This window comes from Dactylosporangium sp. NPDC050588 (genome assembly GCF_040654975.1).
GTDB lineage: Bacteria > Actinomycetota > Actinomycetes > Mycobacteriales > Micromonosporaceae > Dactylosporangium > Dactylosporangium maewongense.
The window spans coordinates 15,522-34,950 of record NZ_JBFAJA010000021.1; the positions used below are offsets into that span (position 1 = coordinate 15,522).

A 19,429-nucleotide genomic window follows, 5' to 3' on the forward strand; every position below is an offset into this window, starting at 1 on the left:
GACATGCGCCGCATCGCGATGGCCGCCGCGGCACTCACCGTGGCGTGCGCCGGCCTCGCCGTCGTCACCGGGACGGCCGCCGCGGCGCCGGTGGACGCGTCACTGGGGTGCCGGCTGTACTTCAGCGACGCCGGGACCGGCACGTCGCCGACCACGTGGGCGGACACGTTCACGCTCAGCCAGTCCCCGGCGAGCCCGGCGGCCGGTCAGACCGTGACGGTGACCCTCGCCGCGGTCGCCGGCGTGACCAACGGCCCGGTGCCGCTCAACGCCGGCGACGTGCCTGTGCGGGTCACCGTCGCTCTCGGCGGCGCGCAGACCGGGACCGTCACCCTCGACCAGGCCGCGTACCCGGCGGCGGCGAAGGCGGCCGGGGTGCCGCTCGGCCCGATCAGCGCCACCGGCACGTACACGGCGGCGGCCGCCGGCACGGTGACGCTGGTGGTGCGGCAGGTCGCGTTCGCCAACACGACCGCGACCACGTACTGCTCGGCGAGCGGCGACCGCGACCACAAGGCGGCGCCGGTCGACACGCCGGTCACCGCGTCCGCCGTCGTCACCCCCGGCCCGTCCGGCTCGGCGTCGCCGTCGGCCTCGGCGTCGGCGTCCGCCTCACCCTCCGCGTCCGCGTCCGCTTCGGCGTCCGTGAGCCCGAGCGCGTCGGCGTCGAGCACGGAGGCGGCCACCCCCGCGGAGACGTTCGGGCCCGCGTCGGTGACGATGAAGTGCAAGACGCTCAGCACGATCCGCGACTGGACCGCCACCCACACGCTCACCATGTCACCGGCGAACCCGGGCCACGGCGCCAACGTCACCGTCACGTACACCTTCGACAACGGCGGCAAGAACGGCCCGGCGCCGATCGCCGCCGGTGACCTCAAACCGACCGCCACCGTGAAGCTCAGCGGCGCCCAGTCCGGCACGGTGAAGCTCACCGGCCCGGCCTACGGCTCGATCGCGGCGCAGGCGACCGTGCCCGGCGCCACCCTCACGGGGCAGTTCGTCGCCAGCACGCCCGGCGTCGTCACCCTCACGGTCGCGGACATCCTGTTCGACCACCCGCAGGTCGACACGGAGTGCAACAAGGGCAGCGACCCGGTGACGTCGCCGGCGGACACCACGATCGTCGCGCGGTTCACCGTGAAGTCGACGCCGGCGACCCCGTCGGAGGTCACCGGGGAGGCGCTGCCGAAGACCGGCGACGGCGGGATCCTGCCGGTGATCCTGCTGTGGGGCACGGCGCTGCTGCTCACCGGGGTGGGTGCGCTCGTCGTCCTCCCCAGACGGGCCCGGCGCAGGATCGTCCTCGAATAGGTAGGTGCTCCCGATGTCCGGGCGGCCGCCGGCGGCGAGGCTTGACGCATCGCCCCGGCGCCCCGCCGGAGCACCAGCCAAGGAGCACACAGTGCAACGCTTTCTCATCGAACGCCAGATCGAGGGCGCCGCGAACCTCACCCAGGAGCAGCTGGCCGAGATCGCCAGGACCTCCAACGCGGCCGTCGACTCGCTCGGCGTGCCCTACACGTGGGTCACCAGCTACGTCGCCGGAGACAAGATCTACTGCCTGCACGAGACCGACGACGCCGAGACGATCCGCGAGCACGCCCGGCGCGGCGGCTTCCCGGCCGACCTGGTCACGATCGTGGCGAACGAGTTCGGCCCGCAGACCGCCGCGGCGGCCTGACCCGACGTGGTGGCGGCCGCCGGGTCTGGATGCCCGGCGGCGCCGCTCCTACAGTCACCTCATGGAGCTGTACGAACGGGATCGCGAGCTCGCCGCACTGGCGGGCGCGACCGCCGGCGCGGCCCGCGGCACCGGTGCGGGGGTCGCCCTGGTCGGCGAGGCCGGTGCCGGCAAGTCGGCGCTGGTCGAGGTCGCCTGCGCACGGGCGGCCGGGCTGCGGGTGCTGCGCGGCGGCTGCGACCCGCTCGTCACCCCGCGGCCGCTCGGCCCGTTCCGCGACCTGATCGAGGGGCTGCGCCCCGCCGACCTGACCGACCCGGCCGCCGCGTGCGAGGTCGCCTACGAGGCGCTGCGCACCGAGCCGACCGTGCTGGTGGTCGAGGACGCGCACTGGATCGACGGCGCGTCGGTCGAGGTGCTGCGCTTCCTCGTCCGCCGGCTCGAGGTGCTGCCGTGCGCGCTCGTCGTCACCTACCGCGACGACGAGATCGGCGCGCAGCACCAGCTGCGTCCGCTGCTCGGCGACTTCGCGAAGCTCGGCGGCGTCACCACGCTGCGCCTGGACCCGCTCACCGTCGACGGCGTCGCGATGCTGCTGCGCGGCGGGCCCCTCGACGCCGCCCAGGTGCACCCGCTGACCGGGGGCAACCCGTTCTTCGTCGCGGAGGTCGCGAAGGAGCCCGGACGGCCGCTGCCGGCGACGGTGCGGGACGCGGTGCTCGCCCGGACCGCCGGGATCGCCGCCGAGGACCTCGAGGTGCTCCAGCTCGCGGCGACCGCCCCGGACCGCCTCGCCGACCGGGTGCTGCCCACGCTCGGCGTGGACCTGCCGACGCTGCGCCGCCTGCACGACACGGGACTGCTGCTGCGTGACCGGCAGGGCCTGGTGTTCCGGCACGAGCTCGCCCGGCTCGCGGTGGAGAGCACCATCCCGGCCGGCGGCGCGGCGCGCCTGCACGCGCGGCTGCTGGCGGCCCTGGAGCGGCTGGAGCCACGCGACCCGGCCGTGCTGACCCACCACGCGGTCTCCGCGGCCGACCCGGCCCGCGCCGCCCGCTACGCGCAGGACGCCGCCGAGGAGGCCGCCCGCGCCGGCGACCACACCGACGCGGTCGCGTTCCTGGAGATCGCGGCGGCCAGCCTGCACGGCGCCCCGCCCGGCGAGCGGGCCCGCGTCCTGACCCGGCTCGGCTACGAGCAGTACATGACGAGCAGCCTGGAGGAGGCCATCGGCAGCGTCACCGCGACCTTCCCGCTGTGGCACGCGGCCGGCGACCGCGCCGGGCTGGCGTCCGCGCACGAGTCGTGCGCGCTGTTCGAGTACTACAGCGCACGCCGCCAGCAGGCCGAATACCACGCCGAGCGGGCCGCGGCGGCCGCCCCGTCGCACGCCGGCGGCGCCTAGTTCATCAAGGGGTACCTCGCCTACCTGCGCAGCGACCAGGAGCTCGCCGCCCGGCACTGCGCCGACGCGAGCCGCATCGCCGAGGCCGCCGGCGGCACCGCCCTCGCCCTGCGCACCGCCGTCGTCGAAGCGGCCGCCGCGCTCGCGCACGGCGCCGCCGGCGCCCGCGACCGGCTGCTCACCCTCATCGAGGACGCGAAGGCGCACGGCCTCGACGAGCTCGCCTCAACCGGCTACTCGAACCTCAGCTACCTCGACGTCGAGCAGCGCCGCCTCGGCGACGCCGAGCGCGTGCTGGAGCAGTCCCTCGCCTTCACGATCGCCCGGGACATCCCGATCTGCAACCACTGGCAGACCGCCGTCCGGGCGCGGCTGCGGTTCGTCGGCGGGCGGTGGGACGCCGCCGCGGAGGACGCCGCCGACGTCCTCGGCCGCGACGGCATGCCCCTGGCCACGCTGTGGCCGCACCTGATCAGCGCGCTGCTGCCGCTGCGCCGCGACGGCGCCGCCGGCCCGCCCGGTGCGGTCGGTGCGGTCGGTGCGGGCGGTGCGGGCGGTGCGGCCGGTGCGGCCGGGGCGGGCGGTGCGGGCGGTGCGGCCGGTGCGGGCGGTGCCGCCGACGTCGTCACGGCGCACCTCGACGCCGCCTGGGCCGTCGCCGAACGCCTCGACGAGCCGCTGCGCCGCCTGCCGGTCCTCGCCGCGCTCGCGGAGCGCGCCTGGCTCACCGGCTCGGCGGACCCGCGGCTCGCGTCGGCCCCGGCCGTGCTCGCCGGCGCGCTCGGGTCGCCCGCGACCGCGTGGGTCGCCGGCGACCTCGCCGTGTGGCTGTGCCGGCTCGGCGTCGCCGCCCCCGTCGACCCGGCGCAGGTCCTGGCGCACGTCGCCGAGCCGCACCGGCTCATGCTCGCCGGCCGCCACCACGACGCGGCCGCCTGGTGGCGGCGGGCCGGCGCCGTCTACGACGAGGCCCTGGCCCTCGCCGACGCGCCCGGCGTCGACGACCAGGTGCAGGCGATCGAGCGGCTCGACCTGCTCGGCGCGACCGCCGTCGCCGACCGGCTGCGCCTGGGCCTGCGCCGGCAGGGCGTCGCGCAGCTGCCGCAGCGCCCGCGCGCCGGCACCCGCGCGAACCCTTCCGGCCTCACCAACCGGCAGCTCGACGTGGCGAAGCTCGTCGCCCGCGGCCTCACCAACGCCGAGATCGCCGGCAAGCTCTTCATCTCGGTGAAGACCGCCGATCATCACGTGTCCGCGGTGCTGACGAAGCTCGGCCTCACCAGCCGCCGCGCCGTCATGGCCCAGGCGGAGGCGCTGAAACTGTCCTGAGGGTCAGCTGGACCGCGGAGCGGTGCCGAGGTCCGCGCTCGCCAGCCGCCGCGTCGTCGTGGCCCAGGCGGAGGCGCTGAAGCTGTCCTGAGGGTCAGCTGGGCCGCGGAGCGGGGCCGACGCCCGCCCGCGCGGGCGGCGAGCAGGCGTCGGCGCACCGCAGGTAGCCGGTCGTCATGTTGCCCTGGTCGCCGACGTAGAAGAAGACCAGGTAGACCTGGCCGTCGCCGGGCCGCAGCGCGCTCAGCTCGGCACCGCCGACGCCGAGGTCCGCCCCGGTGCGTTCCTCGATGATCAGCCTGACGGAGGCGTGCGGCCCCGCCGTCGCCGCCGGCTGGTAGGCGAGGACATACCGGCCGGACGCGTCGATCGGCTCGGCAGCCGTGCCGGACGGGGACCTGTGGAACAGGCCCGGCGGCAGGTTCAGCGCGGTGAACGTGCCGTCCGCGGCGAACGTGATGAACCGCTCGGTGCCCGCGTGCCAGGTGCCGGCGATGCTCTCGGTGGTCATGTCGACCGGATCCCCCGGATCCTGCAGTGCCTCGCCGATGCTGCAGGCGGCACCGACCACCAGCGCCATCAGGAGCGCCGCGGAGACCGACCCTCGTCGCAAGGTGCCTCCCCGCCGTGGCGCTCAGTCGATGCCGCCGAGCGTAGTGCCTCCGGCGACCGTCCGCGGGCCCGGCGGGCGGTGGTCACGGCGGTCCGGTCTGCACGGGGGCGTCCGGGGGCGGGCGCAGCATCGCGCGCCAGGAGACGGCGATGGCGGCCACGGGCGGGGCGAGCAGCACGCCGACGAGCCCGGCGAGGGCGCCGCCGAGGACCGTGACCGCCAGGATCACGACCGGGTGCAGGTCGAGGGCGCGGCCGAACACGTACGGGCGCAGCACGCCCTCCAGGATGTTCTGCGTTATCAGCACGATCACCAGCATCCACGCGGCCGCCTCCACGCCGCCGGCGCCGAGGGCGACGACGACCGCGAACACCGCCGACACCCACGCGCCGAGATAGGGCACGTACGCGGCGACGAACGTGACCAGCGCGATCGTCCCGATGAGGGGCAGGCCGAGCGCGGCCGCGCCGATGGTGATGACGACCGCGTCCATGGCCGCGACGACGGTGGTGCCCAGGACGTACTGGCGTAACCGCAGCGCGGCGCTGTCCAGCATCTGGCGGGTCAGGCCGGGCCGCAGCGGCAGCCGGCGGTCGAGGTAGTCGACGAGCGCCGGCCCGTCCTTGAACGTGTAGTACAGCAGGAACGCGCCCAGCAGCACGCCGACCGCGGCCTGTGCGAGCAGCGCGGCCGTGTTGAGCAGCGCCGAACCCGCGCCGAGCAGCGCCTCACGCCACTGCTTCGAGCGCAGCAGCGCGTCGAGGGGGTCGCTGCCGAGCGCCGAACGCAGGTGGTCGCCGGCGCTGTCGGCGACCTCGGCCCAGCCCGGGCCGGCGTTGGCGATCGTGCGCCACATCAGGGCACCGAACAGCACGAGCAGCGCCGGCACGAGCAGCGCACCGGTGAGCGCGGCGGCGGCCGGCGGGACTCCGCGGCTGCGGAGCCGGGCGATGAACGGTTGCAGGGCCGCGGCGATGGTCACGGTGATGAGGACCGGCGCGAGGACCGCGAGGACGACACCGACGCCGACGATCAGGGCGGCGGCGCCCACGACGGCGCCGGTGACCAGCCAGCCGGACCGTCCCAGCCGTGTCAGCCAAATCGTCGGCATGCGGCTCTACTGCCCGAGCGGGGCGCAGAAACGCCGCCGCCGAAGGGTGACGGGACGGGTGCTTCCTTCCCATTGGAACGTATAACACGCACGGGGTCTTGCGGCAAGACCCGGGTGCTGGCGCAGAATTCGTGGCCGCGGCGCCGGCCGGCGCGGCCACGGGAGAAGGAGAAGACCATGCGTGTGCTGGTGTCGTCGGCGGGGACGCGCGGCGACGTGCAACCGGTGCTGGCCCTGGCCCTCGAGGTCCGCCGGCTCGGGCACGACGTGCGCCTGTGCGTGCCGCCCAACTTCGTGGAGTGGGTCGCGGGTCACGGGTTCGACGCGGTGCCGATGGGCGTGGAGATGCGCAAACCCGCGCCGGGGCAGCCGCCCGCGCCGGTGCCGGACCTGATCACCGACCAGTTCGACACGCTCGCCGCCGCCGTCAAGGGCTGCGACGGCGTCCTCGGTGCCAACGCGCACCAGTACGCGGCCCGCTCCGTCGCCGAACGCGCCGGCCTGCCGTACGTGACCGCCGTCTACGCGCCGGTGGCACTGCCCTCACCGGAGCTCGCGCCGCCACCCGCGCCGGGTGAGACGTGGGAGCCGGGGCGGCCCGGGGACAACGAGCGCCGGTGGGCCGCCGCCACGGCCGCCTGGAACGCCCGGGCCCTGGAGCGGGTCAACCACAACCGGGCCCGGCTCGGGCTCGCGGAGATCGGCGACGTCCTGCGGCACAACGTGACCGACCGGCCGTGGCTCGCCGCCGACGCCACCCTCGGCCCGGCGCCCGCCGGCCTGGACGTCGTGCAGACCGGGGCGTGGCTGCTGCGGGACCCGGCGCCGCTGCCGGCGGAGCTCGAGGCGTTCCTCGACGCCGGCGACCCGCCGGTGTACGTGGGCTTCGGCAGCATGCCGCTGCCGCCCGACACCAGCCGCGCCGTGGTCGAGGCGGCGCGGGCCAACGGCCGGCGGGTCGTGCTCTCGCGGGGCTGGGCGGACCTCGCCCCCGTCGACGACGGGCCGGACTGCGTCAGCGTCGGCGACGTCAACCAGCAGGCGCTGTTCGCGCGGGTGGCGGTGGCCGTGCACCACGGCGGGGCGGGCACCACCGTCGCCGCCGCCCGCGCGGGGGTGCCGCAGGTGGTGGTGCCGATGTTCAGCGACCAGTTCTACTGGGCCTCCCGGGTGGTGGCGCTCGGCGTCGGGACCTCGGCGTCGCTCGCCGGCCTGCACGCGGGCACCCTGAACGCGGCGCTGCACGAGGCGCTCCTGCCCGGCGTCGAGGCCACGGCGGGCGCGACCGCCTGGGACGTCACCACCGACGGCGCCGCCACCGCGGCCCGGCTGCTGGTGGCGACCGTCAGCGGTTGAGCGCCGCCACCAGCAACGGTGCGGTCGTCAGTGGTTGAGGGCCGCCACGAGCAGATGGGCGCGGGCGTCAGTGGTTGAGGGCGGCCACGACGGGGGCGGCCTTGCGGCGGCCCATGGTGAGCAGGCCGGCGAACGACGCCCATGAGCCGTCGGTGAACTCGATCGTCAGCCGGGACGGGCTCAGGCGGTGCCAGCCGACCCGGGCGGACCGCACGCCGGCGCGCGGCACGTCCCACACCGGGCGCAGCCGCTCGGTGGCCGGCCTGGTGTGGTACTTCGGCTCGTCGATGAAGTGGGCCTGGTCGAGCGGCTCGTACAGGCGCAGGCGGGCGTCGGTGACCACCAGCAGCAGCGGGCCGCCGGTGCCCAGGGTCGCCGCGTGGCAGGCGGCGGCGGTGGACGTCGCCGCCCCGGCCGCGGACCGGCCGAACACCAGCCACCAGAAGAACCCCTGGCCCGGCTTCGGCGGGGACAGGATCGCGCCGGCGACGGCGCCCGCGGCGGACCCCGCCGTCACCGGGCTGTCGTCGCCGTCCGGTGGCAGCGGCGGGCCGAGCCCCAGCGGCGCCTTCGCCACGACCGCGGCGAGGACCCGCTCCCCGGGCGCCAGCTCGGCGAGCGCCTCGGCGTAGGCCTCCGCGGGCGACGGGTCAGTGTTCATCCGGGTACCGCCGCTGGTCACCCGCGCGGGAGACCGGGTCGAGCAGCGCCTTCACCGCTTCCTTCGACAGCTCGGCGGCGTTGTCCTGGGCGCGCTTGACGGCCTGCAGGACGTCGGCCGCGAGGTCCTGCGAGCCGTAGCGCATGGCCCGCGGGTCGAGCTGGATGTCGGTGACGGCCCCGTCGGTGGTGGCCCTCACGAGGACCAGGCCGGAGTCGCTGACCCCTTCCGCGGTCTGGCCGGCGAGCGCGCCGAGGCGGTCGCCGAGGTCCCGGCTCATCGCGTCCAGGCCCTGCACGAGGGCCTCCAGCCGGTCGAGGGACGGGTAGTCGGTCATATGCCCACCAGATCGATCAGGTCCTGGACCGGTTTCACGTACCGGCCGGTCACGTCCTTGTACGTGCCGTCGTGCACGTAGTTGCGGTCCTTCTTGCCGTCCTGCAGGTCGTTGTACCCGACGACGCCGTCGAGCACGGTGCCGCCGAGCCCCGGGATGTTGATCGGCGACGCCGCGTTGATCGCCAGCTTCCCCGGCAGCGACACGAGGAACTTCTCCACCTGGAAGTTCAGGCCGGCTCTGGAGTACAGCGCCTTCTTCCACGGGGAGAACTGCCGCTTCATGGCGAACAGCTTCTTCATCTTCGCCGCGTACTTCATCAGCAGCTCGGCCACCTTGCCGATGCGGGTGGCGAGGCGGCCGAGGATGACGGCGAAGCGGCCGATCACCTTCCACATGCGGCCGAGGGTCGCGGCGAGCCGGGCGATGGCCCGCACCGCGAACGCGACGGCGCTCGCGCCGAACGACACGGCGGCCGCGACCGCGGCGATGATGAGCTCAGCGAGGTACCACAGGATGAACTCGAAGATGATCTCGCACAGGAGGTTGAACGCCTCGACGCTCGCGTTCGCCGCCTCGACGAGGATCTGCGCCATCTGGTCGAAGCCGTCGGCGAGGTCCTTGACCGCGTCGATGAAGTCGTCCATCGCGGTGCCGAAGGAATCGCCGGCCGGCCCGCGCCAGTGCGGCTTCAGCCGGGCCACGTTCTGCCGGTGCTGCTCGGCGGCGTCGCGGACCTGGTCGCCGGTCGTCGCCGCCTGCCGGGCCGCCGCCATCAGGTCGTCGGGCTCGCCGGCGACCAGCTCCAGCAGCTGCTCGAACGGCCACAGCACCGCCTGCGTCAGGCCCTTGAACGGCTCGGGGCACCAGGCGACGAGCTGCTCGAAGTAGGTCTTGTTGCGCTCCAGCGCGACGGCGCTCATCAGGCCTCCCTCGGCTTGAAGAGGTCCAGGTTCGCCACCTCGTTGGCCTCGTACGCATCGCGCTCGTCGGCGACGCCGCCGGCGATCTCCTCGAACGCCTCGTAACCGTCGGACAGGCCGGTCCGGCACGCCTCGGCGACCTGCTGGTAGATGTCCCACAGCTGGAACGACGCCGGCAGCAGCCCGAACGACATCCGGCCGACCTCGGTGCCGGCACCGCCGGCGCGCATCGCCTCGAACCGGTCCGCGACGCCGTGCGTCCTGCCCACGAACGCGGTCATCTCGGCCGGGTCGACGTAGCTGTCCTGTCCCGCCATCCGGTCCCCCAGTCCCCGTCGGAATGCGGCCGAGGGTATCAATCCCGCCCGCCGCCGGATCACAGGGTGGTGTTTCCTCGATGCTTCGACCAAGATGGATGCCGTTGCCGGCGCCGCACCGTTCGGGGGTCACGATGACAGCTGTCCAGCACGATCCGTCCGCGGCGCTGCCGCCGCTGCCGTTACCGCCCGCGAGCGGCTGCCCGTTCGACCCGCCCGCGCAGTACGAGAGCCTCCGCGAAGGCACCCCGGTCGTCCGCGTCGCGTGCCCCACGGGCGTGCAGGCGTGGCTGGTGAGCCGCTACGCCGACGTGCGGGAGGTCCTCGGCGACCCGCAGCGTTTCAGCAACCGGTCCGGCGTCGCCGCGCACATCCTGCTGGGCTACGGCGGCGACACCCCGGTCGGCGAGGGCGAGTTCCCGCGCATGGACGGCGCGGAGCACCTGCGCTTCCGCCGGCACATGGCGCCCGAGGTCTCCAACATGAAGCGGATCAACCAGCTGCGCCCGCTGGTCCGGCAGATCGTCGACGAGCGCCTCGACGCGCTGGCCTCGGCGCCGTCGCCGGTCGACCTGTACGCGGACTTCGCCCGGCCGGTGACGACCGCCGTGATCGCCGAGCTGCTCAGCGTCCCCAAGGAGGACCGGCACCTGTTCAAGACCGCCGCGGAGGCGCTCTCCGACGGCAAGTCCAGCGCCGGCGACGTCGCCGCGGCCATGCAGCCGCTGTTCGAGTACCTGTACATGACGGTGGTGACCCGCCGGGCGAACCCCGGCGAGGACGTGCTGAGCCGGATGATCGTGCGCAGCGACCAGACCGACCGGCCGTTCACCGACATGGAGCTGGTCATGATGAGCGCGGCGATGCTGATCGCCGGCTACGACACGACGGCCAGCATGATCAGCCACGGAGTCCTCGCGCTGCTGGAGCACCCCGAGGAGCTGGAGCGGCTGCGGCAGGATCCGTCGCTCGCCGGCGCTGCCGCGGAGGAGCTCGTCAGGTATCTCGGCGTCGGCTCGGGGCTGCTGCGCGAGGTCACCGAGGACACGTCGATCGCCGGGCAGCCGGTCAAGGCCGGTGACTACGTCGTCGTCGCCATCCAGTCGGCGAACCGGGACACGGAGCTGCACCCCGACGGCGACCGGCTCGACATCGGCCGGGCCACCGGCCCGCACCTCGGCTTCGGGCACGGCCCGCACCAGTGCGTCGGCCAGCAGCTCGCCCGCCTGGAGCTGACCACGGTCCTGGCGACGCTGCCGCGGCGGATCCCGACGCTGCGGCTCGCGGTGCCGCTCGAGGACATCCGGTTCAAGGTGGAGACGTCGGTGTACGGGCCGGAGACGCTACCCGTGACGTGGGACAAGGTCGAGCCGGCCGAGGAGGGCCTGTGATGCGGGTGTCGGTGGACGCGGACAAGTGCATCGGGTCGGGGGTGTGCGTCCTGGTGGCCGGCGAGGTGTTCGACCAGCGCGACGACGACGGGGTCGTGGTCCTGCTCGCCGAGCACCCCGCAGAGGAGCACCAGGAGGCGGTGTACGAGGCCGCGAACCGCTGCCCGGCGGCCGTCATCGAGGTTCACGACCGCGCCTGAGGCGTGCGTCCGGCCCCGCCGTGCCGGCCCGCCTCAGGCGGGTGTCGGTGCGGCCGGGGCCTGCTGCTCGTCGGCGTGGGCGATGCGGGTCAGCTCGCGCCACAGCAGCACCACGAACAGCGCCGAGCCGGCGAAGGCGAACCAGAACGGCGCCGTCACGCCGACGTGGGTCGCCAGGAGGCCGCCGATCACCGACCCGGCGACGAGACCGCCGAAGACGCTGATCGTGTTGACGCTGCCGACGCGGCCCTGCAGGTGCTCCGGCACCGCCCGCTGCCGGACGGTGATCGACGTGGTGCCCCAGATGAACGCGTGCGCGCCGAACACGAACATGATGGCCGACGCGACCCACGCCGACGTCGTCACGGCGAGCGCGAGGTGGGTGAGCGTCTCGATGATGAGCCCGGCGCGCATCACGTTGCCGAGGCTCACGTGGCGGGTCAGCCGGCCGTAGAGGCCCGTGCCGAGCAGCCCGCCGGCGGCGCCGACCGTGGTGAACAGCCCGAACCCGACGGCGTCGAGGCCGAGGCGCTGCTGCGCGTACAGCACCAGGACGGACCAGGCGGCGCCGAACGTGACGTTGAAGATCAGGATCGTCAGCGACAGGGTCCGCACGGCCGGGTGGCGGATCGTCCAGCGCAGGCCCTCCATGACGGCGTGCCGCACGTTGCCGGGCGCCTCCGTGGCCGGCCTGGTGGTGCCCGGCAACGCGAGCCGGGACACCAGCAGTACTCCGGCGGTGACCAGCACGGCCTCCGCGGCGAACGGCCACACCAGCCCCGCGGCGAAGAGCACCGCGCCGAGCGGCGGACCGACGAGCTGGTTGAGCGTCAGGTACCCCGCCTGCAGCCGGGCGTTGGCGACGACCAGGTCGTCCCGCCCGACCAGCATCGGGGAGAGGGTCGAGGCCGCGTTGTCGGCGAACACCTCGGCGATCGTCAGCAGCCCCAGCGCGGCGAGCGCGGCCGCGACCGGCAGCCGGTCGGCGGCGAGCAGCGTGATCAGCACGCACAGCACGACGGCCCGCAGGCCGTCGGCGGCCATGACGATCCTGCGCCGGTCGAGCCGGTCGGACAGTACCCCGGCGTAGAGCCCGAACACGAGCGGCGGCGCCCACCGCAGCAGCGCCGCCAGCGACACCAGGAACGCGTTGTCCGTCAGCGACGCGACGAGCAGCGGCCCGGCCGCGACCGCGATCCCGTCGCCGAGGTTGCTGGTCCACGACGACGCCACCAGCCATCGGAACCCTCTGCCCAGCCGCGCCGGCAGGACCTTATCGACGACGGTGCTGATGACAGGGGCCACGAGGAGAGCACCTTACGGCGCCGGGCGCGGCCCCGCACGCGATTTTCAGTGATTGCGGAGGAGCGATCCGGCGTTGTGAATTTTGTCCTGGATGTCGTTGTCGCGCAGCGCCATCCACCAGGTGGCGGCGTTGATGGCGATGACCGGCTTGCCCAGCCAGCGTTCGGCCTCGTCGGCGAGGCGGACCATGGAGAGGTTGGTGCCGCACTGGACGACGGCGTCGACGTCGGGGCCGTCGACCTCCAGGATCGCGGCGCGCAGCTCGTCCTCGGTGACGTGGGCGATCGACACCGCCGTGGGGCAGCGCAGGCCCTTGATGCGCACGACGTCGAAGCCGAGCTCGGAGAAGAAGCGGACCACGTTCTCGTCGCCGATCGGCTGGTACGGGGTGACGACCCCGATGCGGCGGGCGCCGTAGAGGTGCAGGGCGCGTTCGCAGGCCTCGGCGCCGGTGGCGACCTTCAGCCCGGTGATGCCGTTGATCTGGGCGACGAACTCGCGGTTGCCCTCGACGCCGCCCCAGAAGGTCTCCGCGGACATGCCCATGACCATGAAGTCGGGCTCGCAGGTGAGGACGCGCTCGCAGGCGTGGCCGATCTCGGCGCGGATCTGGACCAGGAGGTTCTCGAAGCCCTCGTCGCTGGACAGGTCCTGGTTACGGATGTGGATGCGGGAGAAGTGTGCGGTCACGCCGGGCACGCCCATGGCGTAGAAGTCGGGTTCGACGATCGTGTTGGTGGAAGGGGCGATGACGCCGAACTTGCGGCGCCAGCCCAGGGCGTCGGTCATGCGAACACCTCGGAGGGGGAGCGTCGGTAGGCGCGGACGGTGAGCCACGCCGCGGTGAGGAAGGCCAGCTGCGCGGCCGTGTTCGTGCCCTGCTCGATCCACTGCAGGCGCAGCGTCTCGTGGTCGGGGTGGTTGCGCAGCGGCACGAGGGCCGTGACGAGCACGATGCCAAGGGTGTACAGCGCGATGGCGGGCCGGGCCCGCCGCCGTCCCGCGTACACCGCGCCGATGACGCTGACCGTGGTCACGCCCGCGGTGGCGAGGATGAACACGGGCTTCATCGTGCCGGCCAGCGCGGCGCCGCCCGCCACGGCGGCGTAGACGGCCGCGAACGGCCACCACGGCGCCGTGGGCAGCAGCGCCCAGATCAGCAGGACCGCGCCGGCGGACATGAGCGGGAAGAGTGAGCCCTCCAGCCACGGCAGGTCCACGCCGAACCCGGCGACCAGCAGCTTCCACACGGACTTGGCGATGCCGCCCGCGCCGATGAGGACCGCGCCGATCCGCCCGGCGGTGACCTTCGCAGGAACCGCGAGGCCAGCCAGCAGCCAGAACCCGTACATGGCGAGCAGCGTCGGCACGAAGTCCTCGACGGCGAGGATGACGGGGTAGTCGTTCACGTGAAAAGGTCCCGCTTCCGGAAGGCGGCGGTGGCGAAGCGGGCGAACGCCTTGGGGGTGGTGAGCCAGGCGACCCGGCCGCCGTTGGGGACGCCGGCGAGGACGCGGTCGGCGAGCCACGGGGTGACCGTCTCGACCTTGTCCGCGAGGACGTTGAAGATCTTCTTCGCCTTGGCGAACTCTTCGGGGGTGTAGTCGCGGGACAGCAGGTCGGTGACGACCATGCCGGGGGACAGGTGCGCGACCTTGACCGGGGAGTCCTTGCCGAGGTCTTTTGCCAGAGCGTCGGTGAGGTACGTGACGGCCCGTTTCGTGGCGCCGTAGGCGGCCAGGCCGGGCGCCTTCTGGTTGCCGGAGCCGAAGCCCTCCATGTTCCAGAGCGTGCCGTGTCCCTGCGCGCGCATCGCGGCCAGGACGACGGCACTGGCATGAGCGAGGCCGCGCAGGTTGACGTCGACCACCGTGTCGAGCTCCTCCGGTGGCAGCTCCCACAAGGGTTTCCGCGATGTGGACACACCGGCGTTGTTGATCCAGACGTCGACCTTGCCGAACCTGGCGACGGCCTCGTCCCACAGGTGCCGCACCGCGGCCCGGTCCGTCACGTCCGCGACCACACCGAGCGCGCGCGGGTCCGCCACCGGCCCGGCGACGGAGCGTCCACAGTAGACGACGGAGCAGTCGCGGGCGAGGAACTCGCGGACGAGCCCCTGGCCGATGCCCCGGGTGCCGCCGGTGACCACGACGACCTTGCCGCTCACGACGCGCTCCACTGCAGCGAGCCGTGCACGACGCCGGCGAGCGTGGCGCCCTCGTACACGCGATAGGCGACCGCGAGCGAGGTGCCGGCGCCCATCCCGGGGGTGGCGTCGAGCATGAACTCGCGGCCCGTCACCTTGACCACGTCGGTGCAGTGGACGGTGCCGTAGTTGGCGCGGCCGAAGGCGATCGCGTTGCCCCAGGCGCCCGGCCCCTCGTAGAAAGACCGGAAGCCGTCGCGGCGCCAGTCCACGGTGTACGAGCGCTCGTAGGCGCCGGACCAGGTGACGGTGAGCCGGGTGCGGAGCAGGTCGACCGGGTCGAGCGCGATCGACACGTCGACCGGACCAGCCAGCTTCTGGTCGGCGCCCCACAGCTCGCAGCGTCCACTGTAGACGCCAGCCTGCTTGGTGGGGAGGATGAAGGGCACGGGGCCGTTGCGGGTCTCGGCGGCGAGATGCTCCCGCAGCTCGGCCGGGGAGACGCCGCGCTTGTAGACGCCGTTGAAGCAGCCGACGACCGCCGGGCCCTGGTACAGCATCGACGAGTACACCTGGGTGTCGTCGCCGAGCACCTGGTTCCACGTGTTCAGGTCGACCTGCCAGCCGGGGCCGTAGTAGTGGGCGTCGACGAACGTGCCGTACGGCTGGCCGGTGCCGTAGAAGTCGGGCCCGGTGTAGATCCGGTCGGCGTCGGAGTCGACGACGCCGAACGCGAACGGCGCGCCGAGCCGGAACCGCCCCGCGAGCGGGCCGCCGCCCTCGAGGCCGCCGTCCATGTAGTACGTGGTGACGCCGTCGGCGAAGACCGACGAGCGGCGGATGTCCTCGTAGCCGCGCCAGGTGCCGTCGGCGTCGAAGAGACTGGGCCGCCCGTGCCACTCACCGGCGATGCGCTGCTGCCACTCCGAAGGCTCAGCCGGGGCGGTCATGCGAGCGGCCCGCCCATCAGCACCTCGCGGATCTCGTCGGAGGCGGGCTCGCCGATCAGGCGGGACACCTGCGCCCAGACCGGGTCGACGGCGGGGCTGAACAGGTTGGCACGCACGGCGGCGTCGCGGGCGGCGAGGTCGGTGTCGCCCAGCGACGCGACCACGTCGGCGGGCAGGCCCGCCTCGACCAGGCCGAGCCAGTGCGACACGTACCCGTCGACGATCGCGTCCATGCCCCGGAAGGCGGCCTCGTCGGCGCGGTGCACCAGCATCCACGGCGACATCAGCGCGTGCTGGCGCGGGCCGATGTGCGCCCGGCTGAGCCCTTCGCGCTGCGACGCCTCCTCGTACAGGCCGGTCAGCGGGTGGTACGCGGTGTCCATGTAGGACAGGTGGGAGGACAGCTCGGCCCGGGGGATGAGGTCCAGGTGGTAGGCGTAGTACTCGCCGCCGTGGACGGAGTCGAGCGTGAAGTGCGGGATCCCGGACTTCGGCGCGGTGAACGCGAACACCATGTGGCTGTCGAGGTTGATCTGGGGCACGACGAGCCCGACGTACACCACCCGGGAGATGTGCGAGGAGCCCTCCCACACCCGCATCGTGCCCACGGGCGCCGGCGACATGGGTGAGCGCAGCTCCCGGTAGGGCGAGCCGACCTCGACGACGGGCAGGGCCCGCAGCGCGTCGACGACCCGGGTGGCGAGCGCGAACGGCAGTGACATCACTGTTCCTCCAGGTGGGCCTGCCCGAGACGCTCCGCCTCGGCGACCGTGGGGTGTTCGCCCTTCGCCTTGTGCACCCAGGCGCGGGCGAGCTCCGGGTTTTCCCGGCGGGCGGGGGAGGCGATGACCGTCGCCTCGCGGCGCGGGACGTCGCCCATGATGCGGTCCTCGTCGCCCAGCAGCCAGCCCTGCTCGGCGAGCTCCTGCCGGCGCCGCCGGTAGTGCACGGCGATCAGGTCGCTCTTCACGTGCAGCTCGGCGCCGAGGTCGAACGGCAGCAGCTCCGGGCGGACCTTGTCGACGACCGGGGCGTCCTGGCCGAAGATCTTCTCGACGCGCTGGACGGCGTTCTTGTCGGCCCAGTTGCCGGTGAAGAAGTCGCGCAGCGCGACCCACTTCACGAGCGTCGTGGTCTCGTCGATGGGGATGTTGGTGTCGTAGATGATGAGGTTGCCCAGCGGGAGCCGGACGTGCAGCTTGATCATGTTGGGCAGCATCCAGCCGGCGGTGGTGGCGACCGGCGGGCGCTCCTTGAGGTTCCTGCCGCGCCGCCCGACCATCGCCCAGATGCCCTTCGGCGCGGGCGGGTGCAGCCGCACGGTGGCGAACGCCGACCACTGGTCGGGGATCTCCAGCTCGTACTCCTCGACGTCGGGCCGCTCCGGGTTGCCGAAGGCGCCGGCGTGCACGAACGGCGTGTGCGCGATGTCGCAGCCGTTCTCCAGGATCCGCTCGTAGTTGGACTTCCACAGGTACTCGCCGGTGACCGCCTTGTAGCGCCCGCCGTTGGTGACCAGGTCGTCGAACTCGGGCCAGACCGGGATCGGCGGCCGCTCCTCGGCGGGGAGGTCGCCGAGGAACACCCAGACGAAGCCGTAGCGCTCCTCCACCGGGTACGAGTCGACCCGGGCCTTCTTCGGGATGCCGCGGCCCGGCTGGTTCGCCGGGATCTTCACGCACGCGCCGCTGGGCTCGTACTCCCAGCCGTGGTACGGGCAGACGATCGAGTCGTTCTTCACCCAGCCGCCGGACAGCGCGGCGCCGCGGTGCACGCACAGGTCCGACAGCGCGACCGGGCGGCCCTTCGGCGTGCGGTACAGCACCAGCTCCTGCCCGAGACAGGTGGCGCGCATCGGTTTGGTGGTGACGCGGTCGGCGAACTCGACCGCGTACCAGAAGTTCTTCAACATGCGGGGCACTCCAAGCACGGATCAGCGGCGCCGGACGGACACCAGGTCCTGGGGGAACGTGTCGAGCGCGGCCGGGTCGCCGTCGCGCAGGTGGGTGCGGAGGAACGCCGCGAGCAGCCCCGCGATCGCGCCGCGGGCGGTGGCGCCGCCGACGGTGGACGGACGGTCGAGGAACGACCGGGCCGAGGTGGGGTCGGCCGGCTCGACGACGCTGAAGTGGTTGGCGCCGTGCACGGTCGCGAGGACGTGGGCGCCGTCGCGGTCCTTGAGCGCCTCGTCGAACGTGCGGCTCACCGGGTCGTGCGGCTTGTCCGCGGCGGCGCCGTACCGGTCGGAGGAGGCGGCGATGACGCCGTCCTCGGTGCCGGCGAGCAGCATGACCGGCGATTCGACGAGCGCCTCGGCGACCGTGCCGGCGGGCCAGCCGAGCATCGTGGAGACCATGGTGTGCGCGCCGTACGTGGCGACCGCCCGTACCTGCGGGAAGAAGCGCCCGGACTGCAGCGCGACGGTGCCGCCGGCGGAGTGCCCGAACAGCGCCACCCGGTCCAGGTCGAGGGCGCCGTGCAGCGGTCCCTCGGCGGCGTCGAGCGCGGCCAGCCGCTCCAGCAGCGGCGCGATCGCCTGGCAGGTGGGGCCGTCGCCGTAGGTGCCGGGCCGGGCCAGGGCGAGGTCGACGCCGGGCGTGATGCCGACCTGGCCGGCGAACAGCGGGCCGACCCAGTCGTAGGTGACGGCGGCGAAGCCCTGCGCGGCGAGCTCGGCGGCCAGCCAGCGGTAGGCGTCCTGGCCGACGTTGACGCCGCTGAGCACGAGCACCACCGGGTAGGGCCCGCCCGCCGGGTCGGCCTGGAAGACGCCGCTGAGCCGTTCGGCGTCCGACCCGGTGACCAGCGCCGGGTAGTACACCTTCAGATGGGCGGTGGCGTAGGGGTCCTCGGCGCCGGGGATCGTCGCGGCGGACCACAGGGACCGGATCGTCGTCACGGGCGTGGCAGTTCGCGGTCGCCGCCCCACAGGGCACGCACGAGACGCTGGGTGGTCTCCTCGCCGAAGTACCGCACGCCCATCACGTTGGCCGGGTCGCGGTCGGCGATGTTGCGCCGGGTCGCGAGGTCCCGCTCCCGCAGTGCGGCGCGCTCGTCCTCCGGCACCGGGGGAGCCTCGTCGACCCAGGTGAGCCACTGGTCGACCCGGGCGTGCAGCACGTCGCTGACCACCTGCAGGTTCCGTGCGGTGCGCTCGAAGGAGTACACGTACGCGTTCGGTGACAGCGAGGCGCGGATGAAGCCGGCCCGGCTGGTGAACCAGGCGAACTGGTCGTCCGCCCGGTGCTCCAGCCACGCGTCGTTGGGGCCCGCGTAGTAGCGGTCGAAGTAGTCGCCGTCGACGACGATGTCGGTCCGCGGGATGTAGTCGGTGTAGAACCAGCCGCCGGGCCAGCACAGCAGCGCGATGCCGAGGTGCGGCACCCGGACCTGCGGGCCGAGCCAGCAGGTGAGGTGCAGGTTCACGAAGCTGCGCGACGGGTCACCCAGCCACGAGTGCACCATCCAGTCGACCTCGGGCCCGCTGTAGGCGGCCACCCGGCCGCCCGGACCCTCCGGATATGTCCCGTACTGCTCCAGGATCTCCGTCGACGGGTCGCGCGTCGTGTCGAACCTTGCGTCGATCTTGGCCTTGAGATCCGCCAGGAGCTGCTGGAACTGTGCGAAGGTGTCGTGGACGTCGATCACGGGCGACGCGTCGAGCATCTCCTCGACGTGCTGGACGGTTTCCTCCACGCGCT

Annotated in this window: 22 protein-coding genes; 7 read left to right on the plus strand and 15 right to left on the minus strand. The window is 73.5% G+C overall.

Annotated features, from left to right (window positions below):
- The first annotated feature begins 3 nt into the window (after positions 1-3).
- The 4 genes from AB0I21_RS16460 to AB0I21_RS16475 all read left to right on the plus strand — a co-directional run bounded on the left by AB0I21_RS16460 (position 4) and on the right by AB0I21_RS16475 (position 4,418).
- On the plus strand, positions 4-1,314 hold the full coding sequence (locus tag AB0I21_RS16460) for a hypothetical protein (RefSeq protein ID WP_360561879.1): 1,311 nt from the start codon (positions 4-6) through the stop codon (positions 1,312-1,314).
- Positions 1,315-1,405: 91 nt separating this feature from the next.
- Positions 1,406-1,684, plus strand: coding sequence for a DUF4242 domain-containing protein (locus AB0I21_RS16465; RefSeq protein ID WP_360561880.1), 279 nt, complete (start codon positions 1,406-1,408; stop codon positions 1,682-1,684).
- Positions 1,685-1,745: 61 nt separating this feature from the next.
- The gene (locus AB0I21_RS16470; RefSeq protein ID WP_360561882.1) at positions 1,746-3,089 is read left to right on the plus strand and encodes an AAA family ATPase; all 1,344 of its coding nucleotides are present in this window, start codon (positions 1,746-1,748) and stop codon (positions 3,087-3,089) included.
- 291 nt (positions 3,090-3,380) lie between these two features.
- Entirely contained in the window at positions 3,381-4,418 is a 1,038-nt protein-coding gene (locus AB0I21_RS16475; protein ID WP_360561883.1) for a helix-turn-helix transcriptional regulator, read from the plus strand.
- A gap of 94 nt (positions 4,419-4,512) precedes the next feature.
- On the opposite strand, the gene AB0I21_RS16480 is transcribed toward AB0I21_RS16475, so the two are convergent.
- Positions 4,513-5,031: a hypothetical protein gene (locus tag AB0I21_RS16480; protein ID WP_360561885.1), complete on the minus strand. Its 519-nt coding sequence runs from the start codon at positions 5,029-5,031 to the stop codon at positions 4,513-4,515.
- A gap of 82 nt (positions 5,032-5,113) precedes the next feature.
- Positions 5,114-6,142, minus strand: coding sequence for an AI-2E family transporter (locus AB0I21_RS16485; protein WP_360561887.1), 1,029 nt, complete (start codon positions 6,140-6,142; stop codon positions 5,114-5,116).
- Between the two features lie 177 nt (positions 6,143-6,319).
- Here AB0I21_RS16485 and AB0I21_RS16490 point away from each other — a divergent pair, with 177 nt between their 5' ends.
- Positions 6,320-7,498 (plus strand): glycosyltransferase, encoded by a 1,179-nt coding sequence (locus tag AB0I21_RS16490; protein ID WP_360561888.1) that lies wholly within the window; start codon positions 6,320-6,322, stop codon positions 7,496-7,498.
- Between the two features lie 67 nt (positions 7,499-7,565).
- Here the strand turns inward: AB0I21_RS16490 and AB0I21_RS16495 are convergent, their stop codons facing one another.
- Genes AB0I21_RS16495 through AB0I21_RS16510 form a run of 4 tightly spaced genes read right to left on the minus strand, consistent with a single transcriptional unit; the run spans position 7,566 to position 9,736 of the window.
- Positions 7,566-8,159, minus strand: coding sequence for a hypothetical protein (locus tag AB0I21_RS16495; RefSeq protein ID WP_360561890.1), 594 nt, complete (start codon positions 8,157-8,159; stop codon positions 7,566-7,568).
- A complete protein-coding gene (locus AB0I21_RS16500) occupies positions 8,149-8,496 on the minus strand; it encodes a YbaB/EbfC family nucleoid-associated protein (RefSeq protein ID WP_360561892.1) in 348 nt (115 codons plus the stop codon). The genes AB0I21_RS16495 and AB0I21_RS16500 overlap by 11 nt, the downstream gene beginning before the upstream one ends.
- Complete coding sequence (locus AB0I21_RS16505) at positions 8,493-9,419, minus strand: WXG100 family type VII secretion target (protein WP_360561894.1); 927 nt, start codon at positions 9,417-9,419, stop codon at positions 8,493-8,495. The genes AB0I21_RS16500 and AB0I21_RS16505 overlap by 4 nt, the downstream gene beginning before the upstream one ends.
- A complete protein-coding gene (locus AB0I21_RS16510) occupies positions 9,419-9,736 on the minus strand; it encodes a hypothetical protein (protein WP_360561895.1) in 318 nt (105 codons plus the stop codon). Before AB0I21_RS16510 ends, AB0I21_RS16505 begins: the two co-directional genes overlap by 1 nt.
- Positions 9,737-9,870: 134 nt before the next feature.
- On the opposite strand from AB0I21_RS16510, the gene AB0I21_RS16515 reads away from it, so the two are divergent.
- Complete coding sequence (locus tag AB0I21_RS16515) at positions 9,871-11,127, plus strand: cytochrome P450 (RefSeq protein WP_360561897.1); 1,257 nt, start codon at positions 9,871-9,873, stop codon at positions 11,125-11,127.
- Positions 11,127-11,327 carry a ferredoxin gene (locus tag AB0I21_RS16520; protein WP_360561899.1) on the plus strand — a complete coding sequence of 67 codons (201 nt, stop codon included), beginning with the start codon at positions 11,127-11,129 and terminating at the stop codon, positions 11,325-11,327. The genes AB0I21_RS16515 and AB0I21_RS16520 overlap by 1 nt, the downstream gene beginning before the upstream one ends.
- Positions 11,328-11,360: 33 nt before the next feature.
- Here the strand turns inward: AB0I21_RS16520 and AB0I21_RS16525 are convergent, their stop codons facing one another.
- From AB0I21_RS16525 to AB0I21_RS16565, 9 genes are read right to left on the minus strand one after another with little or no spacing between them, the layout of a single operon-like run.
- Positions 11,361-12,620, minus strand: a complete 1,260-nt coding sequence (locus AB0I21_RS16525) for an MFS transporter (protein WP_360562062.1) — start codon at positions 12,618-12,620, stop codon at positions 11,361-11,363.
- A 57-nt stretch (positions 12,621-12,677) separates the two neighbouring features.
- Entirely contained in the window at positions 12,678-13,421 is a 744-nt protein-coding gene (locus AB0I21_RS16530; protein WP_360561900.1) for an arylmalonate decarboxylase, read from the minus strand.
- Positions 13,418-14,041 carry a hypothetical protein gene (locus AB0I21_RS16535; RefSeq protein ID WP_360561901.1) on the minus strand — a complete coding sequence of 208 codons (624 nt, stop codon included), beginning with the start codon at positions 14,039-14,041 and terminating at the stop codon, positions 13,418-13,420. Before AB0I21_RS16535 ends, AB0I21_RS16530 begins: the two co-directional genes overlap by 4 nt.
- Entirely contained in the window at positions 14,038-14,799 is a 762-nt protein-coding gene (locus AB0I21_RS16540; RefSeq protein WP_360561902.1) for an SDR family oxidoreductase, read from the minus strand. The genes AB0I21_RS16535 and AB0I21_RS16540 overlap by 4 nt, the downstream gene beginning before the upstream one ends.
- The gene (locus AB0I21_RS16545) at positions 14,796-15,728 is read right to left on the minus strand and encodes a hypothetical protein (RefSeq protein ID WP_360561904.1); all 933 of its coding nucleotides are present in this window, start codon (positions 15,726-15,728) and stop codon (positions 14,796-14,798) included. The genes AB0I21_RS16540 and AB0I21_RS16545 overlap by 4 nt, the downstream gene beginning before the upstream one ends.
- A complete protein-coding gene (locus AB0I21_RS16550; RefSeq protein WP_360561905.1) occupies positions 15,725-16,450 on the minus strand; it encodes a hypothetical protein in 726 nt (241 codons plus the stop codon). The genes AB0I21_RS16545 and AB0I21_RS16550 overlap by 4 nt, the downstream gene beginning before the upstream one ends.
- A complete protein-coding gene (locus AB0I21_RS16555; protein WP_354892251.1) occupies positions 16,450-17,640 on the minus strand; it encodes an aromatic ring-hydroxylating dioxygenase subunit alpha in 1,191 nt (396 codons plus the stop codon). Before AB0I21_RS16555 ends, AB0I21_RS16550 begins: the two co-directional genes overlap by 1 nt.
- Positions 17,641-17,661: 21 nt before the next feature.
- Positions 17,662-18,627: an alpha/beta hydrolase gene (locus tag AB0I21_RS16560; protein WP_360561906.1), complete on the minus strand. Its 966-nt coding sequence runs from the start codon at positions 18,625-18,627 to the stop codon at positions 17,662-17,664.
- Positions 18,624-19,424 (minus strand): oxidoreductase, encoded by an 801-nt coding sequence (locus tag AB0I21_RS16565; RefSeq protein WP_360561908.1) that lies wholly within the window; start codon positions 19,422-19,424, stop codon positions 18,624-18,626. Before AB0I21_RS16565 ends, AB0I21_RS16560 begins: the two co-directional genes overlap by 4 nt.
- Between the last annotated feature and the right edge of the window lie 5 nt (positions 19,425-19,429).